Raw genomic sequence first — 22,094 nt, 5'->3', positions numbered from 1 at the left:
TCAGTCCCCGAAGCGGTAGTTGGTCGTCGACGTGTAGGCGAAGCACTGACACTTGGTCTCGAAAGCGAGGTCGCGCCCGGCGCCGGGGAGCGCGAAGTCGTTGGTGTGCAGCCCGCTCGCGAACGAGATCGACGGGACGTACGTCGGGCCGGCGAGCTGCAGACCCTTCACGAGATCCGGACCGGTCAGCCCGCCCGCCGCCAGCGCGGCCGCGCGGATCAGCCGGAACGCGTCGCAGTATTCGAGACCGATCGCCTCCGCGAAGCGCAGTCCGGAGTACGACTGGAGCTTCTGCTGCGAGAGCAGGCACGTCTTCTCCGCGGGCGTGATGTAGCCGGGGTCCTGCGCCTGCGCGACGTCGATGCTCGGGTCGGCGCCGATCCCCAGCGCGCCGACCAGCTCCTTCTTCGGGGCGTTGGCCTGCAGCAGCTCCGGGGTCTGGAACGACGAGATCGCCGACCGCGGGTAGTAGTGCTGGCTGTTCGCGCTCTCGAGGAACGACGCGTACCCGTTGTCGGTCGAGAAGATGTGCGTGATCCCGCGCGCCCGGAACTGAAGGACGGCACTGCTCAGGTTCGACGTCGTACCGCTGGCACCGACGGTGTAGTTGAACTGCGCCGTCGGTGCGTAGCCCGCCCGCGCAAGCGCGGCCGACAGCAACGCCGCCGCCCGCGCCCCGGTCGGGTCGTTCTTCGCGATGATCCCGACCTTGATCGGCGCGCTGCCCGGCGCGCCGGTCGTCGTGTTCCAGCCGGTGAAGAAGCCTTCGGCCTTCAGCCTGGCGACGAGGGTGGGCGCGAGGTCGGTGAAGCTCGGCGAGATCACCGAGATCGCGTAGCCGTGCAGGTCGTTGAGCGCGGCGGTGTCGGTCGGTGCAATCGATCCGCTGAGCAACGGGATGTGCGCCTGCGCGAAGCAGGAGCGGAACGTGGGCGTGTCCAGCGGGGTGAGGGTGTTCCAGACCGCGATGACCGGGCGGTCCTGCGTGAAGTGGGTGCACGCCTGGGAGGCGTCCTGGTCGGGGTCGACGAGCAGCGACGCGGTCGACTCGTTGTCGGCGGCGAGCACCACCTTGCGGCCGAACAAGCCGCCCTCACGGTTCAGCTCGGCGATCATGGCCTGGCCGTCCTTGACCTGGTTGCCCGGGTTGGCCGACTTCAGGCCGAGTGCGGTTGCGACAGTGGCGATGTCGTTGACCGTGGTGACGCCGATGTACACGTTGTGCGCGTCCCACCCGGGGCCGGTCTTGGGGATCGCGTCGTAGCCGGTGTCGACCTTGCCGGGCTTCGCGGGCGTGACGACGGGCTTGCCGGGCTTGCCGCCGGACGACGGCGCGCCTGTCGAACCCGTCTCAGCACCCGGGTTGCCGCCGGAGGTCACGCCTGTGCCAGGCAGCGTCGTCTGGCCCGGCGCGGTGCTCTGGCCCGGCAGCGGCGCCGACGACTGCCCGCCCGGCTCGTCGCCGGTGCCCCCGAGACCGTTGTCACCGAGTCCGTCGCTGAGGCTGCCGCCCGTGGCTGCGGTGCCGCCGCCGTAGACGTACTGCTGCGTCTGCAACGGGACGGTCGTCCCGCAGCCTGCGAGCAGCGCGGCCGCGAGTGCGAGCGCCGCCGGCAACGCGGCGCGCGCGGCTCGCCGGTGGTGACTCACGCGGCGCGCGAGGTCAGCGCCGCGATCACCGCGGCACGGCCGGTGGGCATCGCGATCTGGAGATGACCGCCCGGGACCTCCACCCCCACTACGTCAGGGGCGTGGCGCAACCACGCACGAATCGCCGGCGTCAGCGGATCGGTAGCGCCGTAGACGACGGTGCACGGCACGGTCTGCGTCGCCGGGTCGAATCCCCACGGCCGCCATGCGAGGCCGAACTCCTCACCACCCAGATGTCCTTGCCGACGCCCTTCGGTGCTGATGGCCCGGAACGTGTCGTACATCGTCTTGTCCTCTAGCAGCGTCGCGTCGTCCGGGGAGATCTTGCGCATCGCCTTGACGAACCGCGCCTGACCGTCCGGACGGTCGAAGCCCCTCGACTGCTTGCGCTGCATCGCGGCCAGCACGCCCGCCGCGTGCAAGGACAGGAAGGCGGTCAGTTTGAACTGGAACCCGAACGCGGCCCGCACATCCCGGTGAGGCTCGCCGTTCGCCGGCGGGCTGATCGGCACTGCGCGGTCGACCCGGTCGCGATAGACCTCGGCGCTCGCCCATGTGTACATGGCGCCCGCCGACAGTCCGCACACCGAGAACCGCTCCACGTCCTCCACCGCGAGCACGGCGTCGAGGTCGCGGACAGTTCTGAGCAGGGTGCGTGACGGCATCGGGTCGGTACGGCCACAGCCCGCCCGGTCGACCGAGATCACCCGCAGCCCGGCGGCCGCGGCGTCGGAGTCGAGATAGCTCGCCTCCAGCCGCGAACCGCCGGCGCCATGGAAGTAGACGACCGGCGTCCCGGTGGGGTCGCCGTACGTCGTCCAGGCCACGGTCCGGGCACCAACGGTGGTTGTGCGCACCTCGCCGCGGATGTCGATCGTCATGTCATGGACGCTACGAGCGGCTCGGACGCCACAACAGGTGGGTTTCCCACATGGGTTCGCGCGATCAGTAGGGAGAATCTCCGGCGAGCAGTCGGTGCAGGCGCAGCGCCATCTGCATGTCGAGAGCACGGTCACCGAATCGCCACCCCTCGCCGAGCAGACGGCTGATGCGCTGCAGCCGCTGGTAGAGCGTGTTCGGATGGATGTTGAGCTCCGCGGAAGCGGCCGCGTGCTGGCGCCCTGCCGCCAGGAAGATGTCTGCGGTCTTCACAAGTTCGGCGCCCCGGTTGGCGTCGTGCTCGATGAGCGGACCGATGGTGCGCTCGATGAACCGGCCGACGTCCTGGCGGCCCGCGCGCGCCAACAGGAACCGGTAGGGCCCGAAGTCCTCCGGTCCGGCGCACTCGCCGTCGCGACCGAGCGCGGTCAGCACGGATGCGCACGCGGCGGCGTCGTCGTAGGACTGCTTGAGAGCGTCGGGTCCGGCGACCGGGCCGGCAACGCCGATCGTCGTCCGGGGCGCGATCGCGGCGATCGCCGCGCGCGCCTCGTCGAGGTCGTCCGAACGTACGACGGCGACGACCTGGCCGCCGAGCCGAGCAGCCAGCCCGCCGTGGTCCTGGGCGTGGCGTTCCAAGCCGACAAGGACCGGCAGGGCGCGGTTCGCCTCGACGGCGGCGACGGCGACCACGTGGCGCGCCGTCACGTCGAGTCCGAGGCTGCGCGCCCGCCGGGTGAAACCGGGCAGGTCCTCGATCCGCCGGGTGAGCAGCTGCTCGAGGACCTCCGCGCTGGTGCGCCGCTCCGCGTCGCTGACCGCCCGCTCTGAGGCGACCACCAACGCGATCGTCAACGCCGAACGCTCCAGCAGCCGACGCGCCACGTCGTCGAGGCCGTCGTCGGTCGCCACCTGAAGGGCACCGAAGTAGGAGTCGGCGGAAGCGACCGGGACCGTGGTCAGACCGTCGGCAAGATAGGTGTGGCGTTGGGCGAGGGGCCGGAACGTCGTCGACGGCGCAGCGCCGTCGACCTCGCGCACCGTGACGCCCGCCACCGGCTTGCCGTCCTGCGCCGCAGCAACGACGACGTCGGACTCATCCGCAAAGGCGACGACGCCTTGCACCACTTCGGAGAGCGCTTCGATCACCTTGCCGACCCCGCCACCGGACAACGCGACGTCCATGAGCCGCTCGTGCAGGGTTGCCGCGCGAGCGGTGCCCTCCGCCTGGACCCGCAACGCCTCGTGCGCCGCGGCGGTCTCGGCCGCCGCCCGGACGTGGTCCTCGAGCTGTCGCGCCGAGTCGATGGCGATCGCCGCAAACGAGGCGAGCGACCCGAGCATCGACATCTCGTTCGGCGACGGCGGCCGGACGTCTCGCTGCGCGATCATCAGCACGCCGATGATGTCGCCGCGCAGCCGCATCGGGACGCCCGCGATGGTTCGCAGCTCTTCGGTGCGCGCGATGCGATCGACGTCGTCACGGTGGTGCAGCTCGGCGTCACCGAGGTAGTCGATGCTGCTGACCGGTTCGCCGCTGTCGACGACGCGACCGGCGACGCCGACGTGCGGCGGGATCACGACGCCCCGCAGGTGCGGGCCGAGCGACCCATCGGTGACCCTGATGGGCAGCGAGTCGTCGGGCTCGCGCAGCGCGAGATAGGCAACGTCGACGTCGAGCAGCCGGCGGGCCTCGGTGACGATGTCCTGCAGGAGCGCGTCGAGGTTGCGCACCCCCGCCAGCCGCAGCGTCAGCTCGTGCAGCGCGCCCAGCTCGGCGAGGCGCTGCCGGTGCTCACGCAGCTGGGCGTGCAGCCGCAGCGCCTGGTTGGCGGCGCGCTCGACATCCGCGCGCCCTGCTTCGTCCTTCGCCGCGGCGAGCAGCCGCGCCCGGTGCTCCTCGATGACCGCCACGTCCGCGCCGCCGGCGAGGACCTCGAGCCAGCCGGCCGTCCCCGCGGCGCTGGTGAGCTTCGCCGCGGCGTTGGCTGGCTTTGCGGTCGGTGGCATGCGCGCTCCTTGGGCCAGCACCGGGTTGTGGAGGTGCTCGACGCTAAATCGGCCGATCCATAGAGGCAATGCACGTACGGCGCACGATGGCGGGTACGGGAGGATGGACGCGCGATGCGTGCGGCAGTGATCGAAGGTCCCGACCAGGTCGCGGTTCGCGACGTCCCTGACCCGACCCCGGCAGCAGACGAGGTCGTCGTCGCGGTCGCCGGCTGCGGCATCTGCGGGACCGACGTCCACCTCGTCGAAGGAGTCCTGCCCGGCGCCCGCTACCCGCTCGTACCGGGGCACGAGTTCTACGGGCGGGTGGTCCACACCATCGACGGCGGCCCGCCGACCGGGTCACTCGTCGCGGTCGATCCGAACCTGCCATGTGGCGCCTGCCCGCCCTGCCGCAACGGGCGGTCGAACCTCTGTGAGAACTACTCCGCGATCGGTGTGACGCGCGACGGCGCCTGCGCGGAGTACGTCGCCGCGCCCGCCGGCGTCTGCCGACTCCTGCCGGACGGCTTCCGGCTCGACGCCGCCGCATTGATCGAACCGATGTCCTGCGTCATCCACGGCGTGGACCGGGTGCCCGCGCAACCGCGTTCGGCGCGCTGGGTGGTGTACGGCGCCGGCACCGTCGGAACGCTGATGGCCGATGCGGTCGCGCCCCTGACCGACCACGAGGTGAGTGTCGTCGAACCCAACCCCGACCGGCGGTCACGCGCCGGCGCGCTGGGTTTTCGCGCCGCTGCCAGCGCGGACGAGTTCCCGGTCGCCGAGTTCGATGTGGTGATCGACTGCACGGGGGTGCCGGCAGCCATCGGCGACGGGCTCGGCCGGATCGCGACCGGCGGCGCGATGCTGCTGTTCGGTGTCGCGTCGCCGAACGCCGTCGTCGACCTCTCGCCGTACGACGTCTACCGTCGCGAGATCACCATCGTGGGCAGCATGGCCGTGCATCGCAGCTTCGACCGGGCGATCACCGCCATCTCCGAGCGGCCGACGGTCGCCGCCGCGCTGGTCACACACCGCGTTTCGCTCGCCGACTACCCGAGCGCGCTGGAGGTCTTCCGCTCGGGCGGGTCCGGGAAAGTAGAGATCGTCGCGTCGTCATGACGATCGGCGTGATCGGCGAGTCCCTGGTCGACGTCTTCACCGACCAGGGCGGGAGCTCGCACGAGCGGCCGGGTGGCAGCCCGTTCAACGTCGCCGTCGCGCTGGCACGCCTCGACATCGACGTCCACCTGTTCACCGCGATCGGCGACGACCCGCACGGCCGGATGCTGACCTCACACCTTCGCGCCGAGGGCGTGTCCGTGACCACCGGCCGCACCTCGTCGAAGACGTCGGTGGCGCGCGCGGCGATCGACCCCGCCGGACACGCGACGTACGAGTTCGACCTCGAGTGGGACCCGCGGTTCGCCGACGACTGGCCGCCGCTGGACCTGGTGCACTTCGGGTCGCTCGGCTCGGCGCTCCCGCCGGGCGCCGAGGAGGTCCGCGCCGTCGTCGACCGGCTAGCCAAGGCGTGCCTGGTCAGCTACGACCCCAACTGGCGCGCCGGCCTCGTCGCGGGTGATCCGCAACGCATCGTCGAGGACAACGTCGCGCGCGCCGACGTGCTCAAGCTCAGCGACGACGACGCTTCGGCGATCTATCCGGGCGTCGACCTCGACGACCTCGCCCGCCGGCTGCTCGGTCTCGGTCCGGCGCTCGTCGTCATCACAAAGGGTGCCGGCGGAGCATCGGCGTGGACCGCGCACACCGAGAAGCACGTCGGCACGGCCACGGTCGACGTGGTCGACACCATCGGTGCGGGCGACGCGTTCATGGCGACCTTGCTCTCTGAGCTCGCGGACTTCGACCGGGCGAGGGTCGAGGGCCTCGGTCGCCGCGAGCTCGAGCTCGTGCTGGAGTTCGCCTCGTTCGTCGCCGGCAAGACGTGCGAGCGCGCCGGCGCTGACCCGCCGCGCCTCGGCGAGCTCTTCTGAGCTCGCTTCGCTACGGCTCCAGAACGACCTTTCCGGTGGCCTGCCGGTTGTCGAGCAGCGCGAGTGCCTCGCCGGCACGTTCCAACGGGAAGCGGGCGCCGATCGGCGGGTTGATGTGCCCGGCCGCCGCCAGCTTCGCGATCTCGACACCGACCTCAGCGCCGTACGCCAGGCCGCTGGACATGATGTATTCGCCCCACCCCGCGCCGATCACCTCGGTGTTGCGCAGCAGCAGCCGGTTGACCTTGACCTCCGGGATCGCGCCCCCGGTGAACCCGACCACCACCAGCCGGCCGGTGCGCGCGAGCGAGCGCAGACTGTCGGTGAAGCGGTCGCCGCCGACCGGGTCGATGACGAGGTCGACACCCTTCCCACCGGTCAGCGCGAGCACGTCGTCCTTCCACGGGCCGTCGGACCGTACGACGTCCGCCGCACCGGCCGCCGTGGCGACGGCGGCCTTCTCGTCACTGGACACGACCGCGATGGTGCGTGCCCCGAGGCCGTTGGCCACCTGGATCGTCGCCGTACCGACGCCGCCGGCGGCGCCGTGGATCAGGACGGTCTCGCCCGCCGTCAACCGGCCTCGGGTGACCAGCGCGAAGTAGGCGGTGTGGTAGTTGAGGATCAACGCCGCGCCCTGCGCGAAGTCGAGACCGTCCGGCAGCGCGAACGTCATCTGGACCGGCGCGACCACCACCTCGGCGAAGGCGCCCGACATGCAGAAGGCCACCACCCGGTCGCCGGGGACGAAGCCGGAGTCTGCCGGGGCGGTACGCACGATCCCGGCGACCTCGCTTCCCGGCACGAACGGGGTGTCCGGCTTGTACTGGTACTCACCGCGGGTCTGCAGCACCTCGGGGAAGGACACCCCCGCGGCCTTCACCTCGACGACGACACCGTCGGCTGACGTCGGGTCGGGCAGGTCGGCTACTCGCGTCGCGGTGGACGGTCCGGTCAGCTGAAAGATCTCGACGGCTCGCACCCGGCGGACGTTACCGCCTGTCGATCTGCGCGAGCTTGCCCGGGTATGCCGGAAATGTTGTCGCTGGGTTGGAGCATCGAAACCCGCGCTGCGGATTTCCGATCTCTATAGGGCAAGCGTTTTCACAGCACGCCAACCCAGCGCAAGACCAGACGAACCCTGGCAGATCCTCATGAACCGTCACTTCTCCCGCAGCCTGCGAGGCGTCGTCCTCGCACTGTCCGCGGCCACCTCGATCGGCTCCGGCATCCCCGTCGCGACCGCCGTCACGGCCACGTCGGCAGCGGCCGCGACCACCCCGGTCGTGCAGGTCGCGAGCCACCCGAGCAGCAAGCCCGCGAAGCTGCGGGACCCGCGGGCCAACCTGGTCGCCTCGCCCGACTTCCACACGTTGTGCGCGAGTGACGGTCCGCAGAACGCCTCGTGCATCGCGCAGGCGCTCGGCGCCATCAACAAGGCCCACGTCGCCGAAGGTGTCCGTCGCATGATCCTGCCGACGGACTACAAAGAACTGACGATCCCCGAGCAGACCTTCGTGGTCACCAACCTCGAGCGGGTCGACCGGGGCATGAGGCCGTTCCTCGGCCTCGCCGCCAAGCTCAACCCGAGCGCCCGGCAAGCCGCGGTCGCGCATGACGACCCCACGCTGATCGGCGCCCTCCTCACGCTGCTCGGCGTCCGCGAGTACGCCTCGATCTGGGCGGGCGACTTCGGTCCGCTGGCCAGCGACTACGACTGGATGTACGACGACGGGTACTCCGCCAACGGCAGCATCAACATCGACTGCAAGCAGCCCGGGCAGTCCGGCTGCTGGGGTCACCGGCACGCCATCCTCGGGCTGTTCAGCGGGCTGCCGACGCTGATCGCCGGCGGCGGCTCGGCCGGTCCGGGCGGCGGGTCCATCGCCGAGGTGCTCGTCGGATCGCTCCTGCACGCGCCGGCTCTCACCTACACCTGGGCGGACGCGCTGGCACACGGCGCAAACGGGCACAAGGTGACCGCGGCGTAACGCCTCACCCCTCGGGCACGTTGTACTGACGTCTGCCACATCGGCACGGACCGCTGTCGTGCCGGTGTGGCAGACCACTGCCAGTCGCCGCGTAATCGGGTGCTACTCGCGAGTAACCCGAAGCGAACTGGTGAGTAACTGAACGGGCCTCATCTTTGGTCCCTATCCTCTGACTGATGATCGAGCGAGCGGTCGCCGGCTTCACCGTGCTGGAGGCCGAACGCAACGGGCGGCGCTACGCCTATCCGCTGGACTACCCCAACGAGGACCGCATCGAGGCCTCGATCCAGCTCTCCGCGCATCACAGCGACGGCGACGTCGAAGACCTCAAGGTCGACCCGGAGACCTACGCCGCGCAAGACGCGTTCTTCTCGACGGGGACCGCGCAGTCGGCGGACTTCGTCCAGTCGATGGCATGCGTGATCGACCCTCGCTTCGAGGGCCTGCTCGACCGCGTGCTCGACGACGACGCCACCGTCGCGTCGTTCCACAAGCTCGGCGAGCACCTCGAGGCGGGCGGCAACGTCTTCAACACGGTGCCGCACGGTCCGCTGCTCGACATCGGACTGCTGCACGCGACGGCGTACATCGCCCTGTCGCGGCTGGGCTATGCCCCGAAGATGGGGATCGTCATCAGCCACGGCGTCGCCGGACGCGGCAAGCGGTTCGGCGACGAGATCGTGTGCCTGGCAGATGCTCTCGACTGGGCCTGCGCGAAGGTCTGGTACGTCACGCCGCGTACCAGCCGGGTCAAGGAGTCGGCGTACGTCGGGCTCGTCTCCGGCGAGCGGATCACCGAGCAGAACGCGATCGTCCGGGCCGACATCGCACAGACCCTCGACGTCGGCGGCTACTGCATCACGGTGGCGCCCAGCGCGACCAGCAACAAGCGCACCCCGGACGGCGGGTTCTCCATCGAGGCGCCGACCCTCGGCACGCTGCGGCTGATGTCGCATCCGCAGTCGTGGGTCGCCCTCGCCGCCGGACGGGTCCTCGGGGCCGAACGACCGAGCTACTCACTCGCTTCGGAGTTCCCGGTCCTGGCCGGCAACGGCGAGCAGCTCAACGCCCAGGGCGAGGAGCTGATCAGGCGGCTCACCGAGGAGATGAACCGGATCGACGCGCCGACGACGTACACCGTCCGCTCTCGGTAGCGACGTACGGCGGACGGCTACGTGCCGCGGGCGCCGGTCATGCGGTCCATCTGCCGGCGGATCTCGGTCTCCGAGAAGCTCTGCGGCCGGAACGAGTTCACCCCGTTGACCACGACGAAGATCGCCCACACCGCGATCGGCCACACCGGCCAGAAGAATCCGTGACGGTCGGTGAGCGCCCACATCAGCACGAGGAACGCGTTGACCAGCACGTAGACGAGCAGGTGCGTGCGGAAGCCACGCTGCTTGCGCAGCCGCCACACGGCCTGCTTGCGAAGCTCGGACTCATCCAGCCCAGCGACGTCATCCTTCATGCCCTCATTGGAGCGCATGGCGCATAGGTATTGCTATAGCTGTTGTCGACCTATGTGTTCGCAGGTGCCATCCGCCCTAGCGGGTGGTGGGGAAGCCGAGGTCCAGGCGGCTCGGCGCCGGGTCGGGCCAGCGGGTGCTCACCACCTGCTGCTTGGTGTAGAAGCGCACACCTTCCGGGCCGTAGATGGCGGTGTCGCCGAAGATCGAGGCCTTCCAGCCGCCGAAGGAGTGCCACGCGACCGGCACCGGGATCGGCACGTTGATGCCCACCATCCCGACCTCGATCTCCCGCTGGAACCGCCGCGCCGCGCCACCGTCGCGGGTGAACAGCGCCACCCCGTTGCCGTACGGGTTCGCGTTGACCAGGCCGATCGCGTCGTCCAGAGACGGCACACGTACGACGCAGAGCACCGGGCCGAAGATCTCGTCGTCGTACACCTTCATCCCCGGCTCGACACCGTCGAGCAGCGAGCAGCCGAGGAAGAACCCGTCACCGTCGACCGGCGGCGCCGACCCGTCGACGACGACCCTCGCGCCCTCATCCGCCGCGCCCGCGACGTAGGAACGCACCCGGTCGCGATGGGCGGCCGTGATGACCGGACCCATCATCGAGCCGGCCTGGTCGCCCGGACCGATCACGACGTCACCGATCTTCGACGTGATCGCCGCGACCAGCGGGTCCGCCGCCGAGCCGACCGCGACCACCACCGAGATCGCCATGCAGCGTTCGCCGGCCGACCCGTAGGCCGCCGACACCGCCGCGTCGGCGGCCCCGTCGAGGTCTGCGTCGGGCAGCACCACCATGTGGTTCTTCGCGCCACCGAGTGCCTGCACCCGTTTGCCGTGCGCGGTCCCGGACTCGTAGACGTGCCGGGCGATCGGCGTGGAGCCGACGAACGAGATCGCATCGACGTCGGGATGCTCGACCAACGCGTTGACCGCCACGGCGTCGCCGTGCACCACGTTGAAGACGCCGTCGGGGAATCCGGCATCGTCGACCAACCGAGCCAGCACCATCGACGCGGACGGGTCCCGCTCAGAGGGTTTGAGCACGAACGCGTTGCCACACGCCAGCGCGTTGGCCGCCATCCACAGCGGCACCATCACCGGGAAGTTGAACGGCGTGATCCCCGCAACCACTCCGACCGGGTGCAGCACGGTGTGTACGTCGATCCCGGTCGACACCTCCGAGCTGTGCGCGCCCTTCAGCAGCTGCGGGATGCCGCAGGCGAACTCGACGCAGTCCAGCCCACGCGCGACCTCGCCGAGCGCGTCGGAGCGCACCTTGCCGTGCTCGCGGGTGATCGCGTCGGCCAGGTCGTCGCGGTGTGCGTCGATCAGCTCCCGGAGCTTGAACAACGCCGAGGTACGACGCGACAGCGACGACAGCGCCCACTCGCGCGCCGCGTCGCGAGCGACCTTGACGACGTCGGCGACCTCGTCGGCCGACGCGAGCGCGACCTCGCCGGTCTGCACGCCCCGCGCCGGGTCGTAGACGGCGCCGACTCGACCGGACGCGCCGGAAACGACCCGACCGCCCACCCAGTGCTCGATCGCCGCCAAGACGACTAGAGCCGGTAGAGGGCGCGGGCGTTCTCGCCCAGGATCTTGTTGCGCGCGGCCTCCGACAGCGTCGCCATCTTCTGCTCGACCGTCTCCAGCGGCGACGGGTACATGCACGTCGGGTGCGGGAAGTCGGTCTCGAACAGGATGTTGTCCTCGCCCACCGCATCGATCAGGTCGGGCAGCTTGTTCCGGTTGTTCTCGAACCAGAACGTCGCGTAGATGTTGCTGCGGAAGTACTCCGACGGCGCCTTGTCCATCTGGGCCAGCTCGCGCGGCGCGTTTTCGGCCATCTCGTAGTCGAGGGTCTCGAGGATGAACGGGATCCAGCCGATTCCGCTCTCGACCGAGACCAGCTTCAGCTCGGGGTGGCGGTCGAACACGCGCGACAGGATCGTGTTGACGACCACCCGCGAGTTGCCGATGAACAGCAACGAGCCCCCGATGGCGAGCTTCACGTTGTCCGGGTGGGACTCCCAGAAGTACTTGCCGTAGAAGTTCATGCCGGTGACGCTCGCGCCGATGTGGAAGTGCACGGGCAGCTTCAGCCCGGCGCACACCTCCCAGAACGGATCCCACTCCTTGCTCGCCAGATCCGGCGCACCGAGGTCCTGCGGGTCGGAGGTCATGTTGACGCCACGCGCGCCCATCGCCGCGACGCGCTCCGCCTCGCGGACGCAGGCGGCGATGTCCCACGCCGGCATCACCGGCATCGGCAGCAGCCGGTTGCCCGACTCCTCCTGGATCTTCGCCATCTGGTCGTTGTAGATCTCGATGGTCAGATGGCGAAGCGTCTCGTCGCTGCCGAGGCCGATGTCCTGGCCGCCGAGGCCGATCGTGTTCGGGAAGATCACCTGGTGGTCGATGCCGCACTCGTCGAGGACGCCGATGCGCACCTTCGGGTCGTACGCCCCGACGTGGATCATCTCGTGTTCCCACTCGAAGAGCGCTGTCTGCGCCTCTTCCTTGGACCCGTCGCGGCCGATCACGCCGCCGGCGCTGTAACGGCCCATCGGCGTCCCGTCGAACACCCACATCCGCTGGCCGTCGACCACCTCGACGTGCGGCACCCGCTCCTTGTACTTCGCGGGTGCGAGCGCAGTGAAGAAGTCCTCCGGCTCGGAGAAGTGCGAGTCCGCGTCGACGACGAATTGCTGTCTCAGGTCTGACACGAACCTGACGTTAGTGTCGCGCCATGGCAACGGCAATGGTTCAGGGCCTCAACATCTCCTACGAGGTGATCGGCGACGTCGGGGACGGCGGGCGGCAGTGGTCGATCACCCCCGGCGGCCGGTTCAGCAAGGACATCCCCGGCATCCGCGAGCTCGCGCAGGCACTCGCCGACCGCGGCCATCGCGTCCTGATCTGGGACCGGCCGAACTGCGGCGAGTCCGACGTCTGCTTCACCGGCGAATCCGAGTCCGAGATGCAGGCCGACGTGCTGATGGCGCTGCTCGACCAGCTCGACATGACGCCCGCGGTGATCATGGGCGGGTCGGGCGGAGCGCGCATCTCGCTGATCGCGGCGGTCCGTCACCCGCAGCGCGCTTCCGGCGTCGCGATGCTGAACATGAGCGGCGGTGTGTACGGGCTGATGTCGCTGGGCGTGCACTACTGCGGCGGGTCGCTGGCCGCCGCCTGGACCGACGGCATGCACAAGGTCGCGGACCTCGCCGAGTGGGCGGAAGTGCAACAGCGAAACCCCGGTAACCGGCAACGCATCCTCGACCAGGACCGCGCCGAGTTCATCGCCACGATGGAACGCTGGATGGCGGCGTACTGCCCGAACGACGAAGAGCTCGTGCCGGGCCTCACCGTCGCCGACGCCGGACGACTCACCATCCCGGCTCTGGTGTTCCGAAGCGGCGCGAGCGACGCCCACCACACCCGCGCGACCTCCGAACGAGTGGCCGAGGTGCTGCCCAACGCGCTGCTGGTCGAGCCGCCGTGGGGGGACACGGAGTGGAACGAGCGCATGGCGACCGGCCCTAACCTCTTCAGCGGCTGGCCCGCCTTGGCGCCGCAGCTCGACGAATGGGCGAGAGAGAAGCTCGACTAGCGAATGACGACGCAACGCATCACGATCACCGCCGGCCACTACCTCGACGCGGACCCAGCGCAACAACTGCCGGACGACGGCTGGGCGGCGATCAGCCTTCCGGTCGACGTCCATCGACAGCTCGTCGCGGACGGCCGGATCGCCGACCCCGATCACGGCGACGCCAACCACGCCTGCACCTGGGTGCAGGAGCGCGCGTGGTGGTTCCGGTTTGCGCTGCCCGACCTCGACGCCGGGCCGGGCGCTGACCTGGCCGTCGTCCTCGATCGGGTCGACACCCAGGCCACCGTCTGGCTCGACGACGTCCTGCTCGGGTCGCACGCCAGCGCGTTCCGGCCCGCGACCTTCGCGCTGCCGGCGCGTCTCGACGGCGCGTCGCTGATCGTCCGGATCGACCCGCCGGCTCGCGACGACAACGGCGAGTACGACGCGGCCCGCGACCGGCTGCGCAAGCCGGCGTACGGATACGGCTGGGACTTCGCGCCGGTGCGGCCATCGATCGGCCTGGGCTCGGTCACCGTCGTACGACGCGACCGAGCGGCCATCGACTACGTAGACGTGCGGACGATGTCGGTCGCCGACCCGGCGCGGCTGACAGTGCGCGTCGACTGCTCGCGCACCGCCGACGCGGCCACCCGCATCCGCCTGCTGCTGACCGACCCCGACGGCTCGCCGGTCACGACCGCCGAGGGAACGGACGGCGCGGTGATCCCGCTCGAGGTGCCCGCGCCACGGTTGTGGTGGACGGCCGACCGAGGCGAGCCGAACCGCTACACGCTGACCACGCAGCTGCTCGCCGACGGCGAAGTCGTGGACACCGACGTCCGCAAGATCGGCATCCGCACCATCGCCCTCGACCGCTCCGCGGACCCGACCGGTGGCGAGTACTTCCGCTTCGTCCTCAACGACGAGCCGGTCGCCTCACTGGGCGCCAACTGGGTGCCGTGCGGGATGTCGACGGCCGCACCCGACGACGCACGTAGCGTGACGTTCCTGACGCTGGCCCGCGACGCCGGCATGAGCATGCTGCGGATCTGGGGCGGCGGCTACTACGAGACCGACGCGTTCTATGACGCCTGCGACCGGCTCGGCCTGCTGATCTGGCACGACTTCATGTTCGCCAACCGCGAGTACCCGCAGGACGACGCCTACCTCGCCGAGATCGAAGCCGAGGCGCGCCATCAGGTGCGACGTCTCGTCTCGCATCCGTGCATGGCGCTGTGGTGCGGCAACAACGAGATCGAAGCGATCGCCGCGATCTACGACTGGCCCGAGCCGCGCGTCTCGCCGAAGGTGTTCTACGACGTGCTGCCGCAGGCAGTGGCGACCTACAGCGACCTGCCGTACGTCGGGTCGAGCCCGTGCGAGTTCAACGCGCACGACAAGGGCGACCGCCACAACTGGCAGGTCTGGCACGGCGTCGACGCCAACCCCGAGCCGGCGACGCGCGCCTCGATGGAGTGGTATCCGACGGCGACCTGGCCCGCGCTCGACGACCCGGGCACGAAGGCCTACGTCGCCGTCGCGCACCCGCGGCGCTACCTCGACGACGTGACCCGCTTCGCCAGCGAGTACGGCCTGTGCTCCTACTCGCATTTCGAGACCCTGCAGAAGTGGCTCGACCCGCAGGCGTTGCAGATCAACCACCCGCAGCTGCTCGAGCGGTCGCGGCCGGGCCGGTTCGGGCCGTACAACAAGGTGGAGATCTTCCTCGACGCAACCGTCGGGATCCCTGACAACCTCCCGGACTACGTGCGCGCCACGCAGCTGATGCAGGCGGAGGGCATCAAGCTCGGCACCGAGCACTTCCGGCGGTTGTGGCCGATCTGTAGCGGCGAGCTGCTCTGGCAGCTGCACGACTGCTGGCCCTCGATCAGCTGGTCGCTGGTGGACACCGAGCTGCGGCCCAAACCGGCTTGGTACTACACCCGCCGGTTCTACGCACCGATGCTCGCGTCGGTGAAACCGGTCGACGGCGGCGTCGAGCTGTGGCTGACCAACAACGGTCACGACGCCTTCGCCGAGACCTTCGAGGTGCGGACGACGACGTTTCGCGGCGACCTGCTGTGGGCCGCCGAGGTGAGCGGGCGGGCTGAGCCCGGCGAGAGTGCCGCCGTCGCCGGCTGGAGTCTCGCGGAGATCCAGGCGAGCCCGTCGGCGTACCTGACCGCGACCAGCGCGACAACGGCCAACCGGCACTTCTTCACCGACGTCGTCGAGATGGACCGCGCCGTGCCGACGCTCGACGTGCGGCAGGCCCGCGACGGCGACCGCCTGGACGTCACGGTCAGCGCGGACGCGCTCGCGCTGATGGTGACCGTTCGGGCCGGCGAAGCGAGCTTCGACGACAACTACTTCGACCTGCACGCCGGGCAGCCGCGGACGGTGACCGCGTACGGCGTCGCCGCCGACGTCGCGGTCGAGGTGTTCGCCAGCTGACCTGCCGGCCCCGCCGTGGGGCGGCGCATCACGCGGAAACGGCCGCAGCCGGGTAACCCGTTCGGGTTAATCGGAATCTTCGAGATGTTCCGAGAATTCGACGTATGGACGGGCCTGACACCGGCGTACCTTCGCGAAGCATGGACGTCCTGCCCGAGACACCACCGGCACGACGGACCCGCAAGCCGCGCGCGATCGGCGACGCCGCACCGGAGCTGCCCGTGTCCGGCCGCGCGCCTGCCGAGCTGGCGACGCCACCCGCGGCCGAGACCCCCGCCCCGTCGGAGGCGCCCGCGACACCGGCGGTGTATCCGCCCTCGCAGCAGGCAGCCGCCGCGGCCGCGACGCCCGCCGCCGCACCTGCCGTCGCCCCGCCGGCCGTCGCCCCGCCGGCCGTCGCGCCAGCGGCACCGACCCTCGCGACCCAGACCCCCGCGACACCGACCCCCGCTGCGCAGACCCCCGCGACCCAGACCCCCGCTGCGCAGACCCCGCAGGAGCCGCCGGCGTCACCCCCCGAGGCGGCGCCGCCTGCCGCCGTCACCCCAGCCGCGCCACCCGTGCCATCGACGACTACGCCGGACGACGGCGGCGCCGGGGTCCGTGCGTTGCAGGAAGCCTTCGCCATCGACATCGCCGAGCGCGAGGACCGTCACCGCGCCGAGGTGCGCGCGATGCAGCAGTCCTTCATGGCCGACGTCAACGCTCGCGAGGACCGCCACCGCGCCGAGGTGCAGGCCCTTCACCAGCGGGCCACCGCCGACAACGCGGCGCGCGACGAGCGGCACCGCAACGAGATCGGCGAGCTACAGCAGTCGCTGGACAACACCCGCGCCCAGCTCTCCGACGCATCGGCGGCACGCGACCGCGAGACCGAGGCGCGCATCGCCGCCGACGCCGAGGTCCAGCGGCTGCGCAAGGAGCTCGAATCGCACCGAGGCGAGATCGGGCGGCTCAACACCCAGACCGACGACCTGACCGTCTCCCTCGCCGAGTCCCGACAGCAGACCGACAAGTGGACCGCGCAGGCGCAGCGGCTGGAAGCCGACCTCGCCAAGGCCCGCGCCGACGCCGAGAAGGCGGCAGCGGTCGCCGCCCGGCAGCTCGACGCGAAGACCTCCCAGCTCGACGACACGTCACGGCAGCTCGCCGAGACGACGCGTCGGCTCGAGACCAGCGAGGAGCGCGCCGCCCGGCTCGTCGAGACCGCCGCCGCGCACGAGGCAGCGGCACAGCAGCTGCGCCAGACCGTCGCCGAGCAGCGATCCGAGCGCGAGCGGATCACCGAGGAGCGCGACGAGGCGCGGCAGCGCACGATCGAGCTCGAGGCACAGGTCCGCACGATCGAGTTCGACGCCGAGCAAGCGGCCGACGAAGCGGCCCGCAAGCTCAACGAGGCGACTGAGCTGATCCAGGCGGCCGAGGAGCGCTCCGCGCGCGTCGGCGGGCAGTCCGCCGTCCACGAGGCGACCATCGACGAGCTCCGTCAGGCGCTGTCCGAGCAGCAGGTCGAGGCGCGCGAGGCGAAGGCCGACCGCGACAGCGCGCAGCGCCGCGCCGCCGAGCTCGAAGCCGAGGTCGCCCGGCTCCAGCGCAAGCTCGAGACCGTCGTACGCGACGACAAACCCGCCGACCCGGCGGCCGCGGTGACCGACGACAAGCCGGTCGCCGCCACCGAGCCGAGCGCCGAACCGAGCGCGGACGTGACCGACGGGTCGGCGTCGACCGACCTCGTCGACGACCGGCCGCTCTCGCTCGCCGAGGAGATCGAGATCGTCCCGTGGCAGCGCGAGGCGCTCGCCGCCTGGGCCGCCAAGGGCCATCGCGGCGTGATCGAAGCGGTCAGCGGAACCGACAAGACCCCCGTCGCGTACTGGGCGATCGCCGAAGCCCTCGACCAGCGCATGAAGGTGCTCGTCGTCACGCCGACCGCAGAGCGGGTCGACCAGTGGTACGACGGCCTGCGCAGCGCGCTGCCCATCAACCGCGTCGGGAAGATCACGGCGCGCCACGGCGCTGCGGACGTCATCGTCTGCACGATCCAGGACGCGGTCCACGAGAGCGCCTTCGGGACCAGCTTCGAGGGGCTGATCGTCGCCGACCAGGTGCACCTGTACGGCACCCGTGAGCACTCTCCCGCCCTCGACCCGCTGTTCACGTGGCGGCTCGGGCTGACCGCCACCTACGAGCGTGACGACAACGGCATCTCGACCTATCTCGACCCGTACTTCGGCGGCGTCAGCATGCGGCTCGGCTACGAGCAGGCGCTGGAGAGCGCGGTCATCGCGCCGTTCGACATCGCGGTCGTCTCTGTCCGGCTCACCAACGCCGAACAGGCGGAGTACGACGCACTGGGCAATCAGATCAAGGACCTCGCCGCAACGTTGGTGGCCGAGTTCGGCGTGCCGCCGACCGACCGCTTCACCGAGGCGGTCACCACCCTCGCCGGCGGCCGGCTCGGGCCTGCGCGCAACGCTGCGCGCAGCTACCAGAAGGCCCTCGCGAAGCGGAACGAGCTCGTCGCCGGCGCGTCCGGCAAGTCGCCCGTCTTGAAGGCGCTCGCGGCGCGGGTGCGCGACGGCGAGCGGGCGCTGGTGTTCGCCCAGGACGAGCCGTCCGCGTCGCACGTGACGAAGCTGTTCGCCGCCGAGAGCTGCTCGACGCGAGCGCTCACCGGCATCGAGCTCGGCCGCCGGGCTCGGCGCGGCGACAGCGGCCGCGACGGTGACGACATCTGCCTGGTCGCCGCGCCGCGCGGCGCCGACGAGAACGTCAACCTCTCCGACGTCGACCTCGCGATCGTCATCGGCGCCAGCGGCGGCAGCCGCCAGGTGATGCACCGGCTCGGTCAGGTGATCCGGCCCAAGTCCGACGACCGTCACTCGCGGCTCGTCGCGGTCTACGTCCACGGCACCGACGAGGACGACTACTCCGACGACGCGTCCGCGATCGCGACGATCACGCCGTACGCCGCGAGCTCTCGTGAGCTGACCGGTGCCGAAAGCGGCGCCCTGGTGGAGTTCCTCAACCCAGCCGCCGGCTAGCCATGCAGTCGCCCGCGCCCACCGCCGCGCCGCAACCCTCGCCGCCGATCCCGATGCCGGTGCCGGTGGCCACGGCGGCACCCGTCTCGATGCCGGCGCCGGGGCCCGCCACCGCCTCGCAGGAACAACGCCCGAGGCCCCCGACGCCGGAGGCGATTCGCGCCCGGCAGGCAGCCGAAGCCGAAGCTCTGAAGGAGCAGACCCGCCGCCGTGCGGAGATCGAGTCGCTGCACGCCGCGCACTCCCTGGAGCTCGCCCAACGCGAGCAGCAGCACCGAGCGGAGGTCACCGCGCTCCAGCGAAGCCTCGAACAGGTCCGGGCGCAGCTGGCCGAAGCGCTCCCCGAGCTGCAGCGCGAACATCAGGCACGGCTGATCGCCGAGACCGAGCTCGAGTCGGCGCGCGCTGAGCTCGCCGCCGCCGGCAACGCCGCGGCCGACCGGCTGGCCGACCTCACGAGCCGACACGACGCCGCGGCACAACGCGCAGCCTGGCTCACCGAGCAGTCGGCCGCTCATGAAGCGGCCAACGCCCAGCTGCGGCAGACGATTGCCGAGCAGCGCGAGGACCGTCAGCGACTGACGGCCGAGCGCGACGAAGCGCAGCGCCAGCTCGCCGAGCTCCGGGCCACCGTCGCCGAGCAGCACCTGCAGCTCGGTGCAGCCGCACCGCCGCCGCGCGACACGTACTGGGCAAGCCACGCCTGATCCGGCTGGGGCTGCTGCGGCTCAAGAGTTTTCCAGCGCTTCCGAGAATTGGATCATGGATTCGGCGGGAAACGCAGCGGCGGGCGCGACCGCCGTGCTGGCGGCGCAGCAGCCCACGAGGCGTCCGCTCCCGCCGGCGCCCTGGCGTCAGATGCCCCCGGTGGGCTCACCCGAGGCGCCCTACCCGCCGCGGCCCGGCGAAGCCCCTCGTGACCACGCCCGCGAGCTCGAGGCCGAAATCGAGATCGTGCATCAGGCGCTCGACGAGGCTCGGCGACGCCTGCGCGAGGTGGAGGCGGCGCGCGACGCCGAAGCACGCAACCGGGCGGCCGCGGACGCCGAGATCGTGCGCCAGCGCAACGAAGCCGCCGAGCTGCTCGGCCGGGTGCGATGGCTCGAGCGGGCACTCGGCGAGTCGCAGCAGCAGAATCGCCACCAGCACGATCAGCTCCAGGAGCTCGCCTCCCGGGTAGAGGCGCTCGTCGCCGACGGCCAGCGCCGCCAGCAGGCCGCCGCCGCGGAAGTGCAGCGCGCGCAGCAGGCCGCCGCCACCCGGGTCGCGCTCGCCGAGCACGAAGCGCGCGAGGCGGCCGAGGCGGCCGCCCGCCACAAGGCACAAGCTGACGCGCGGTGCGCCGAGCTGTCCGGCGAGGTCACGACCCACCGACGCGCGGCTGAGGAGCTCCGCCAGACGGTGGACACCCTGCGCGCCGAGCTCGACGCGGTCGTCGTACCGCTGCACGACACGATCGCGCAGCTTCGCGACGAGCTGACCGACGTCGCCGCCGAGCGCGACCGGGCGCGGCTGGAATGCATCGAGCTCGAAGCCGAGCTGAACCGGTTGCTGACCCAGCCCACGCCCGCAGAGCTGGTCGAGCCCGAGGACGTCGACAGCGACTACGTCCAGCCGGAGCTGCCCGAGGCGGCCGACGCCGAGCCTGCGTACGAAGAGGCTGCGTACGAAGAGGCTGCGTACGCACAGGCCGACGTTCAGCCGGACCTCGCCGGCAACTACCCGGCTGCCCTCGTCCCCGGCCGCGACCTGCACGGCTGGCAGCGCGACGCGCTCGACGCGTGGCTGTCAGCGAACCACCGCGGGGTCGTCGAGACGGTGACCGGGGTCGACCGGCAGCGGCTCGCCCAGTGGGCGATCGCCCGCGCTCTCGACGACGGCGGCAAGGCGATGGTCCTCGTGTCGAGCGCCGACCGGGCCGAACGCCGCTACGACGAGCTGCGGGAGGCGCTGCCGGGTCACCGGGTCGGCATGTACATCGGCCGGCTGCGCTCAGCGGAGTTCGACGTCGTCGTCGCCACCGCCGACGCCGCCGCCAAGGAGCGCGTCTTCGAAGGCACGGGCCACCTGCTGGTGCTTGCCGACGACCTCCACGACGTCACTGCTGCGGAGCTGGCGGCGGCCCTCGACGACTCCTTCGAGCGGCGGTTGGCGCTGAGCTCGGAGTACGACGGCACCGACAGCGACGCTTCGGCGTACCTCGCCGCTTACTTCGGCGACGTCGTCTTCCGGCTCGACCACGACCGCGCGGTCGCGGAGGACGCCCTCGCCGGCTTCGACATCGCGCTCATCGAGGTGTCGTTCACCGACGACGAGCGGGCCGCCTACGAGGAGGCCGACCGGCAGGTGCGCGAGCTCGCGGACCGCTTGGTGAGCAACTTCGGGGTGCCCGTCGACGACTTCGCCGCCGAGGTCGAGGCGCGCGCCGCGGCCTGGAGCGGCCGGGCGCGATCGACGGCGCGCAGCTACCTCTCCGCCGTCGCGAGCCGCGCAGAGGTCATGTCGCGGTGCGCCGCCAAGGACGTCGTCGCGCGCACCCTGATCCACTTCCCCGGCGCCGCCCACGCGCTGGTCTTCTCCTCGGCCACCGTCGGCCGGGCCGACCTCGTCGGCTCCAAGTCCGGCTCGGACTTCGCGATCGCGCTGAGCGCGAGCGGCAGCAAGCGGGAGATGGCGGAGCGGCTCGGGCGGCTCACCGGCAGCGGGCCTTCCGGGTCGCGGCGACGGCTCGCGGTGATCTACGTCGCCGGCACGGTCGAGGACGACCGATGCGACGGCAACGTCACCCACCTGTCGGACATCACGCCGCATGCCTGCCGCATCCGTCGCTTCGACAACACGATGCTCGACGAGCTGGCGGACTTCCTGAGCTAGGGAATCACTGATCAATGCCGTCCGTCGCGAGCGGCGATCCGGGCGGCGGCTGGCAAGGCGGAGGAGGAGCGCGGTAGCAGCGCTACCGCCGACGACGACAACGCGGTCCAGCCGTCGATCCGGGCGACGCGCAGTAG

General features: G+C 71.0%; 16 protein-coding genes. 9 read left to right on the top strand and 7 right to left on the bottom strand.

Features of this window, described 5'->3' with window-relative positions; genetic code table 11:
• The 3 genes from VG899_04515 to VG899_04505 all read right to left on the bottom strand — a co-directional run bounded on the left by VG899_04515 (position 1) and on the right by VG899_04505 (position 4,539).
• Positions 1 to 1,650 (bottom strand): ABC transporter substrate-binding protein, encoded by a 1,650-nt coding sequence (locus VG899_04515; GenBank protein ID HWA65614.1) that lies wholly within the window; start codon positions 1,648 to 1,650, stop codon positions 1 to 3.
• Positions 1,647 to 2,531, bottom strand: a complete 885-nt coding sequence (locus tag VG899_04510; protein ID HWA65613.1) for an alpha/beta hydrolase — start codon at positions 2,529 to 2,531, stop codon at positions 1,647 to 1,649. Before VG899_04510 ends, VG899_04515 begins: the two co-directional genes overlap by 4 nt.
• A gap of 64 nt (positions 2,532 to 2,595) precedes the next feature.
• Complete coding sequence (locus VG899_04505) at positions 2,596 to 4,539, bottom strand: GAF domain-containing protein (GenBank protein ID HWA65612.1); 1,944 nt, start codon at positions 4,537 to 4,539, stop codon at positions 2,596 to 2,598.
• A 114-nt stretch (positions 4,540 to 4,653) separates the two neighbouring features.
• Here VG899_04505 and VG899_04500 point away from each other — a divergent pair, with 114 nt between their 5' ends.
• Both VG899_04500 and VG899_04495 read left to right on the top strand, forming a co-directional pair.
• Entirely contained in the window at positions 4,654 to 5,643 is a 990-nt protein-coding gene (locus VG899_04500) for an alcohol dehydrogenase catalytic domain-containing protein (protein HWA65611.1), read from the top strand.
• Positions 5,640 to 6,518, top strand: coding sequence for a carbohydrate kinase (locus VG899_04495; protein HWA65610.1), 879 nt, complete (start codon positions 5,640 to 5,642; stop codon positions 6,516 to 6,518). The genes VG899_04500 and VG899_04495 overlap by 4 nt, the downstream gene beginning before the upstream one ends.
• Positions 6,519 to 6,528: 10 nt before the next feature.
• On the opposite strand, the gene VG899_04490 is transcribed toward VG899_04495, so the two are convergent.
• Positions 6,529 to 7,500 (bottom strand): NADPH:quinone oxidoreductase family protein, encoded by a 972-nt coding sequence (locus VG899_04490; GenBank protein ID HWA65609.1) that lies wholly within the window; start codon positions 7,498 to 7,500, stop codon positions 6,529 to 6,531.
• Between the two features lie 172 nt (positions 7,501 to 7,672).
• On the opposite strand from VG899_04490, the gene VG899_04485 reads away from it, so the two are divergent.
• Together VG899_04485 and VG899_04480 are read left to right on the top strand one after the other, a co-directional pair.
• The gene (locus VG899_04485; GenBank protein HWA65608.1) at positions 7,673 to 8,509 is read left to right on the top strand and encodes a hypothetical protein; all 837 of its coding nucleotides are present in this window, start codon (positions 7,673 to 7,675) and stop codon (positions 8,507 to 8,509) included.
• Positions 8,510 to 8,685: 176 nt separating this feature from the next.
• Entirely contained in the window at positions 8,686 to 9,663 is a 978-nt protein-coding gene (locus tag VG899_04480) for a hypothetical protein (GenBank protein ID HWA65607.1), read from the top strand.
• Positions 9,664 to 9,680: 17 nt separating this feature from the next.
• On the opposite strand, the gene VG899_04475 is transcribed toward VG899_04480, so the two are convergent.
• The 3 genes from VG899_04475 to VG899_04465 form a co-directional block, all read right to left on the bottom strand.
• Positions 9,681 to 9,977: a 2TM domain-containing protein gene (locus VG899_04475; GenBank protein HWA65606.1), complete on the bottom strand. Its 297-nt coding sequence runs from the start codon at positions 9,975 to 9,977 to the stop codon at positions 9,681 to 9,683.
• Positions 9,978 to 10,053: 76 nt separating this feature from the next.
• Positions 10,054 to 11,520 carry a CoA-acylating methylmalonate-semialdehyde dehydrogenase gene (locus VG899_04470; protein ID HWA65605.1) on the bottom strand — a complete coding sequence of 489 codons (1,467 nt, stop codon included), beginning with the start codon at positions 11,518 to 11,520 and terminating at the stop codon, positions 10,054 to 10,056.
• A gap of 26 nt (positions 11,521 to 11,546) precedes the next feature.
• Positions 11,547 to 12,713, bottom strand: coding sequence for an amidohydrolase family protein (locus VG899_04465; GenBank protein HWA65604.1), 1,167 nt, complete (start codon positions 12,711 to 12,713; stop codon positions 11,547 to 11,549).
• A gap of 23 nt (positions 12,714 to 12,736) precedes the next feature.
• Here VG899_04465 and VG899_04460 point away from each other — a divergent pair, with 23 nt between their 5' ends.
• The 5 genes from VG899_04460 (at position 12,737) to VG899_04440 (ending at position 21,957) form a co-directional block, all read left to right on the top strand.
• Entirely contained in the window at positions 12,737 to 13,600 is an 864-nt protein-coding gene (locus VG899_04460) for an alpha/beta hydrolase (protein ID HWA65603.1), read from the top strand.
• A gap of 3 nt (positions 13,601 to 13,603) precedes the next feature.
• Positions 13,604 to 16,039: a glycoside hydrolase family 2 protein gene (locus VG899_04455; GenBank protein ID HWA65602.1), complete on the top strand. Its 2,436-nt coding sequence runs from the start codon at positions 13,604 to 13,606 to the stop codon at positions 16,037 to 16,039.
• Between the two features lie 104 nt (positions 16,040 to 16,143).
• The gene (locus tag VG899_04450) at positions 16,144 to 19,083 is read left to right on the top strand and encodes a DEAD/DEAH box helicase family protein (GenBank protein ID HWA65601.1); all 2,940 of its coding nucleotides are present in this window, start codon (positions 16,144 to 16,146) and stop codon (positions 19,081 to 19,083) included.
• A 2-nt stretch (positions 19,084 to 19,085) separates the two neighbouring features.
• Entirely contained in the window at positions 19,086 to 19,790 is a 705-nt protein-coding gene (locus tag VG899_04445; GenBank protein HWA65600.1) for a hypothetical protein, read from the top strand.
• Positions 19,791 to 19,845: 55 nt separating this feature from the next.
• A complete protein-coding gene (locus tag VG899_04440) occupies positions 19,846 to 21,957 on the top strand; it encodes a hypothetical protein (GenBank protein ID HWA65599.1) in 2,112 nt (703 codons plus the stop codon).
• The last annotated feature ends 137 nt before the right edge of the window (positions 21,958 to 22,094 follow it).

The organism is Mycobacteriales bacterium (genome assembly GCA_035550055.1).
Taxonomy (GTDB): Bacteria; Actinomycetota; Actinomycetes; order JAFAQI01; family JAFAQI01; genus DASZTV01.
The sequence above is the reverse complement of the archived record's forward strand: the minus strand, read 5'-3'. Positions and strand labels throughout refer to the sequence as shown.

What these genes read in the sequence shown, in the direction of transcription:
- VG899_04485 (HWA65608.1), top strand. Translation starts at nt 7,673, where the DNA reads ATGAACCGTCACTTCTCCCGCAGCCTGCGAGGCGTCGTCCTCGCACTG.
- VG899_04495 (HWA65610.1), top strand. Translation starts at nt 5,640, where the DNA reads ATGACGATCGGCGTGATCGGCGAGTCCCTGGTCGACGTCTTCACCGAC.
- VG899_04455 (HWA65602.1), top strand. Translation starts at nt 13,604, where the DNA reads ATGACGACGCAACGCATCACGATCACCGCCGGCCACTACCTCGACGCG.
- VG899_04460 (HWA65603.1), top strand. Translation starts at nt 12,737, where the DNA reads ATGGCAACGGCAATGGTTCAGGGCCTCAACATCTCCTACGAGGTGATC.
- VG899_04500 (HWA65611.1), top strand. Translation starts at nt 4,654, where the DNA reads ATGCGTGCGGCAGTGATCGAAGGTCCCGACCAGGTCGCGGTTCGCGAC.
- VG899_04480 (HWA65607.1), top strand. Translation starts at nt 8,686, where the DNA reads ATGATCGAGCGAGCGGTCGCCGGCTTCACCGTGCTGGAGGCCGAACGC.
- VG899_04445 (HWA65600.1), top strand. Translation starts at nt 19,086, where the DNA reads ATGCAGTCGCCCGCGCCCACCGCCGCGCCGCAACCCTCGCCGCCGATC.
- VG899_04440 (HWA65599.1), top strand. Translation starts at nt 19,846, where the DNA reads ATGGATTCGGCGGGAAACGCAGCGGCGGGCGCGACCGCCGTGCTGGCG.
- VG899_04475 (HWA65606.1), bottom strand. Translation starts at nt 9,977, where the DNA reads ATGAAGGATGACGTCGCTGGGCTGGATGAGTCCGAGCTTCGCAAGCAG.
- VG899_04510 (HWA65613.1), bottom strand. Translation starts at nt 2,531, where the DNA reads ATGACGATCGACATCCGCGGCGAGGTGCGCACAACCACCGTTGGTGCC.
- VG899_04450 (HWA65601.1), top strand. Translation starts at nt 16,144, where the DNA reads ATGGACGGGCCTGACACCGGCGTACCTTCGCGAAGCATGGACGTCCTG.
- VG899_04505 (HWA65612.1), bottom strand. Translation starts at nt 4,539, where the DNA reads ATGCCACCGACCGCAAAGCCAGCCAACGCCGCGGCGAAGCTCACCAGC.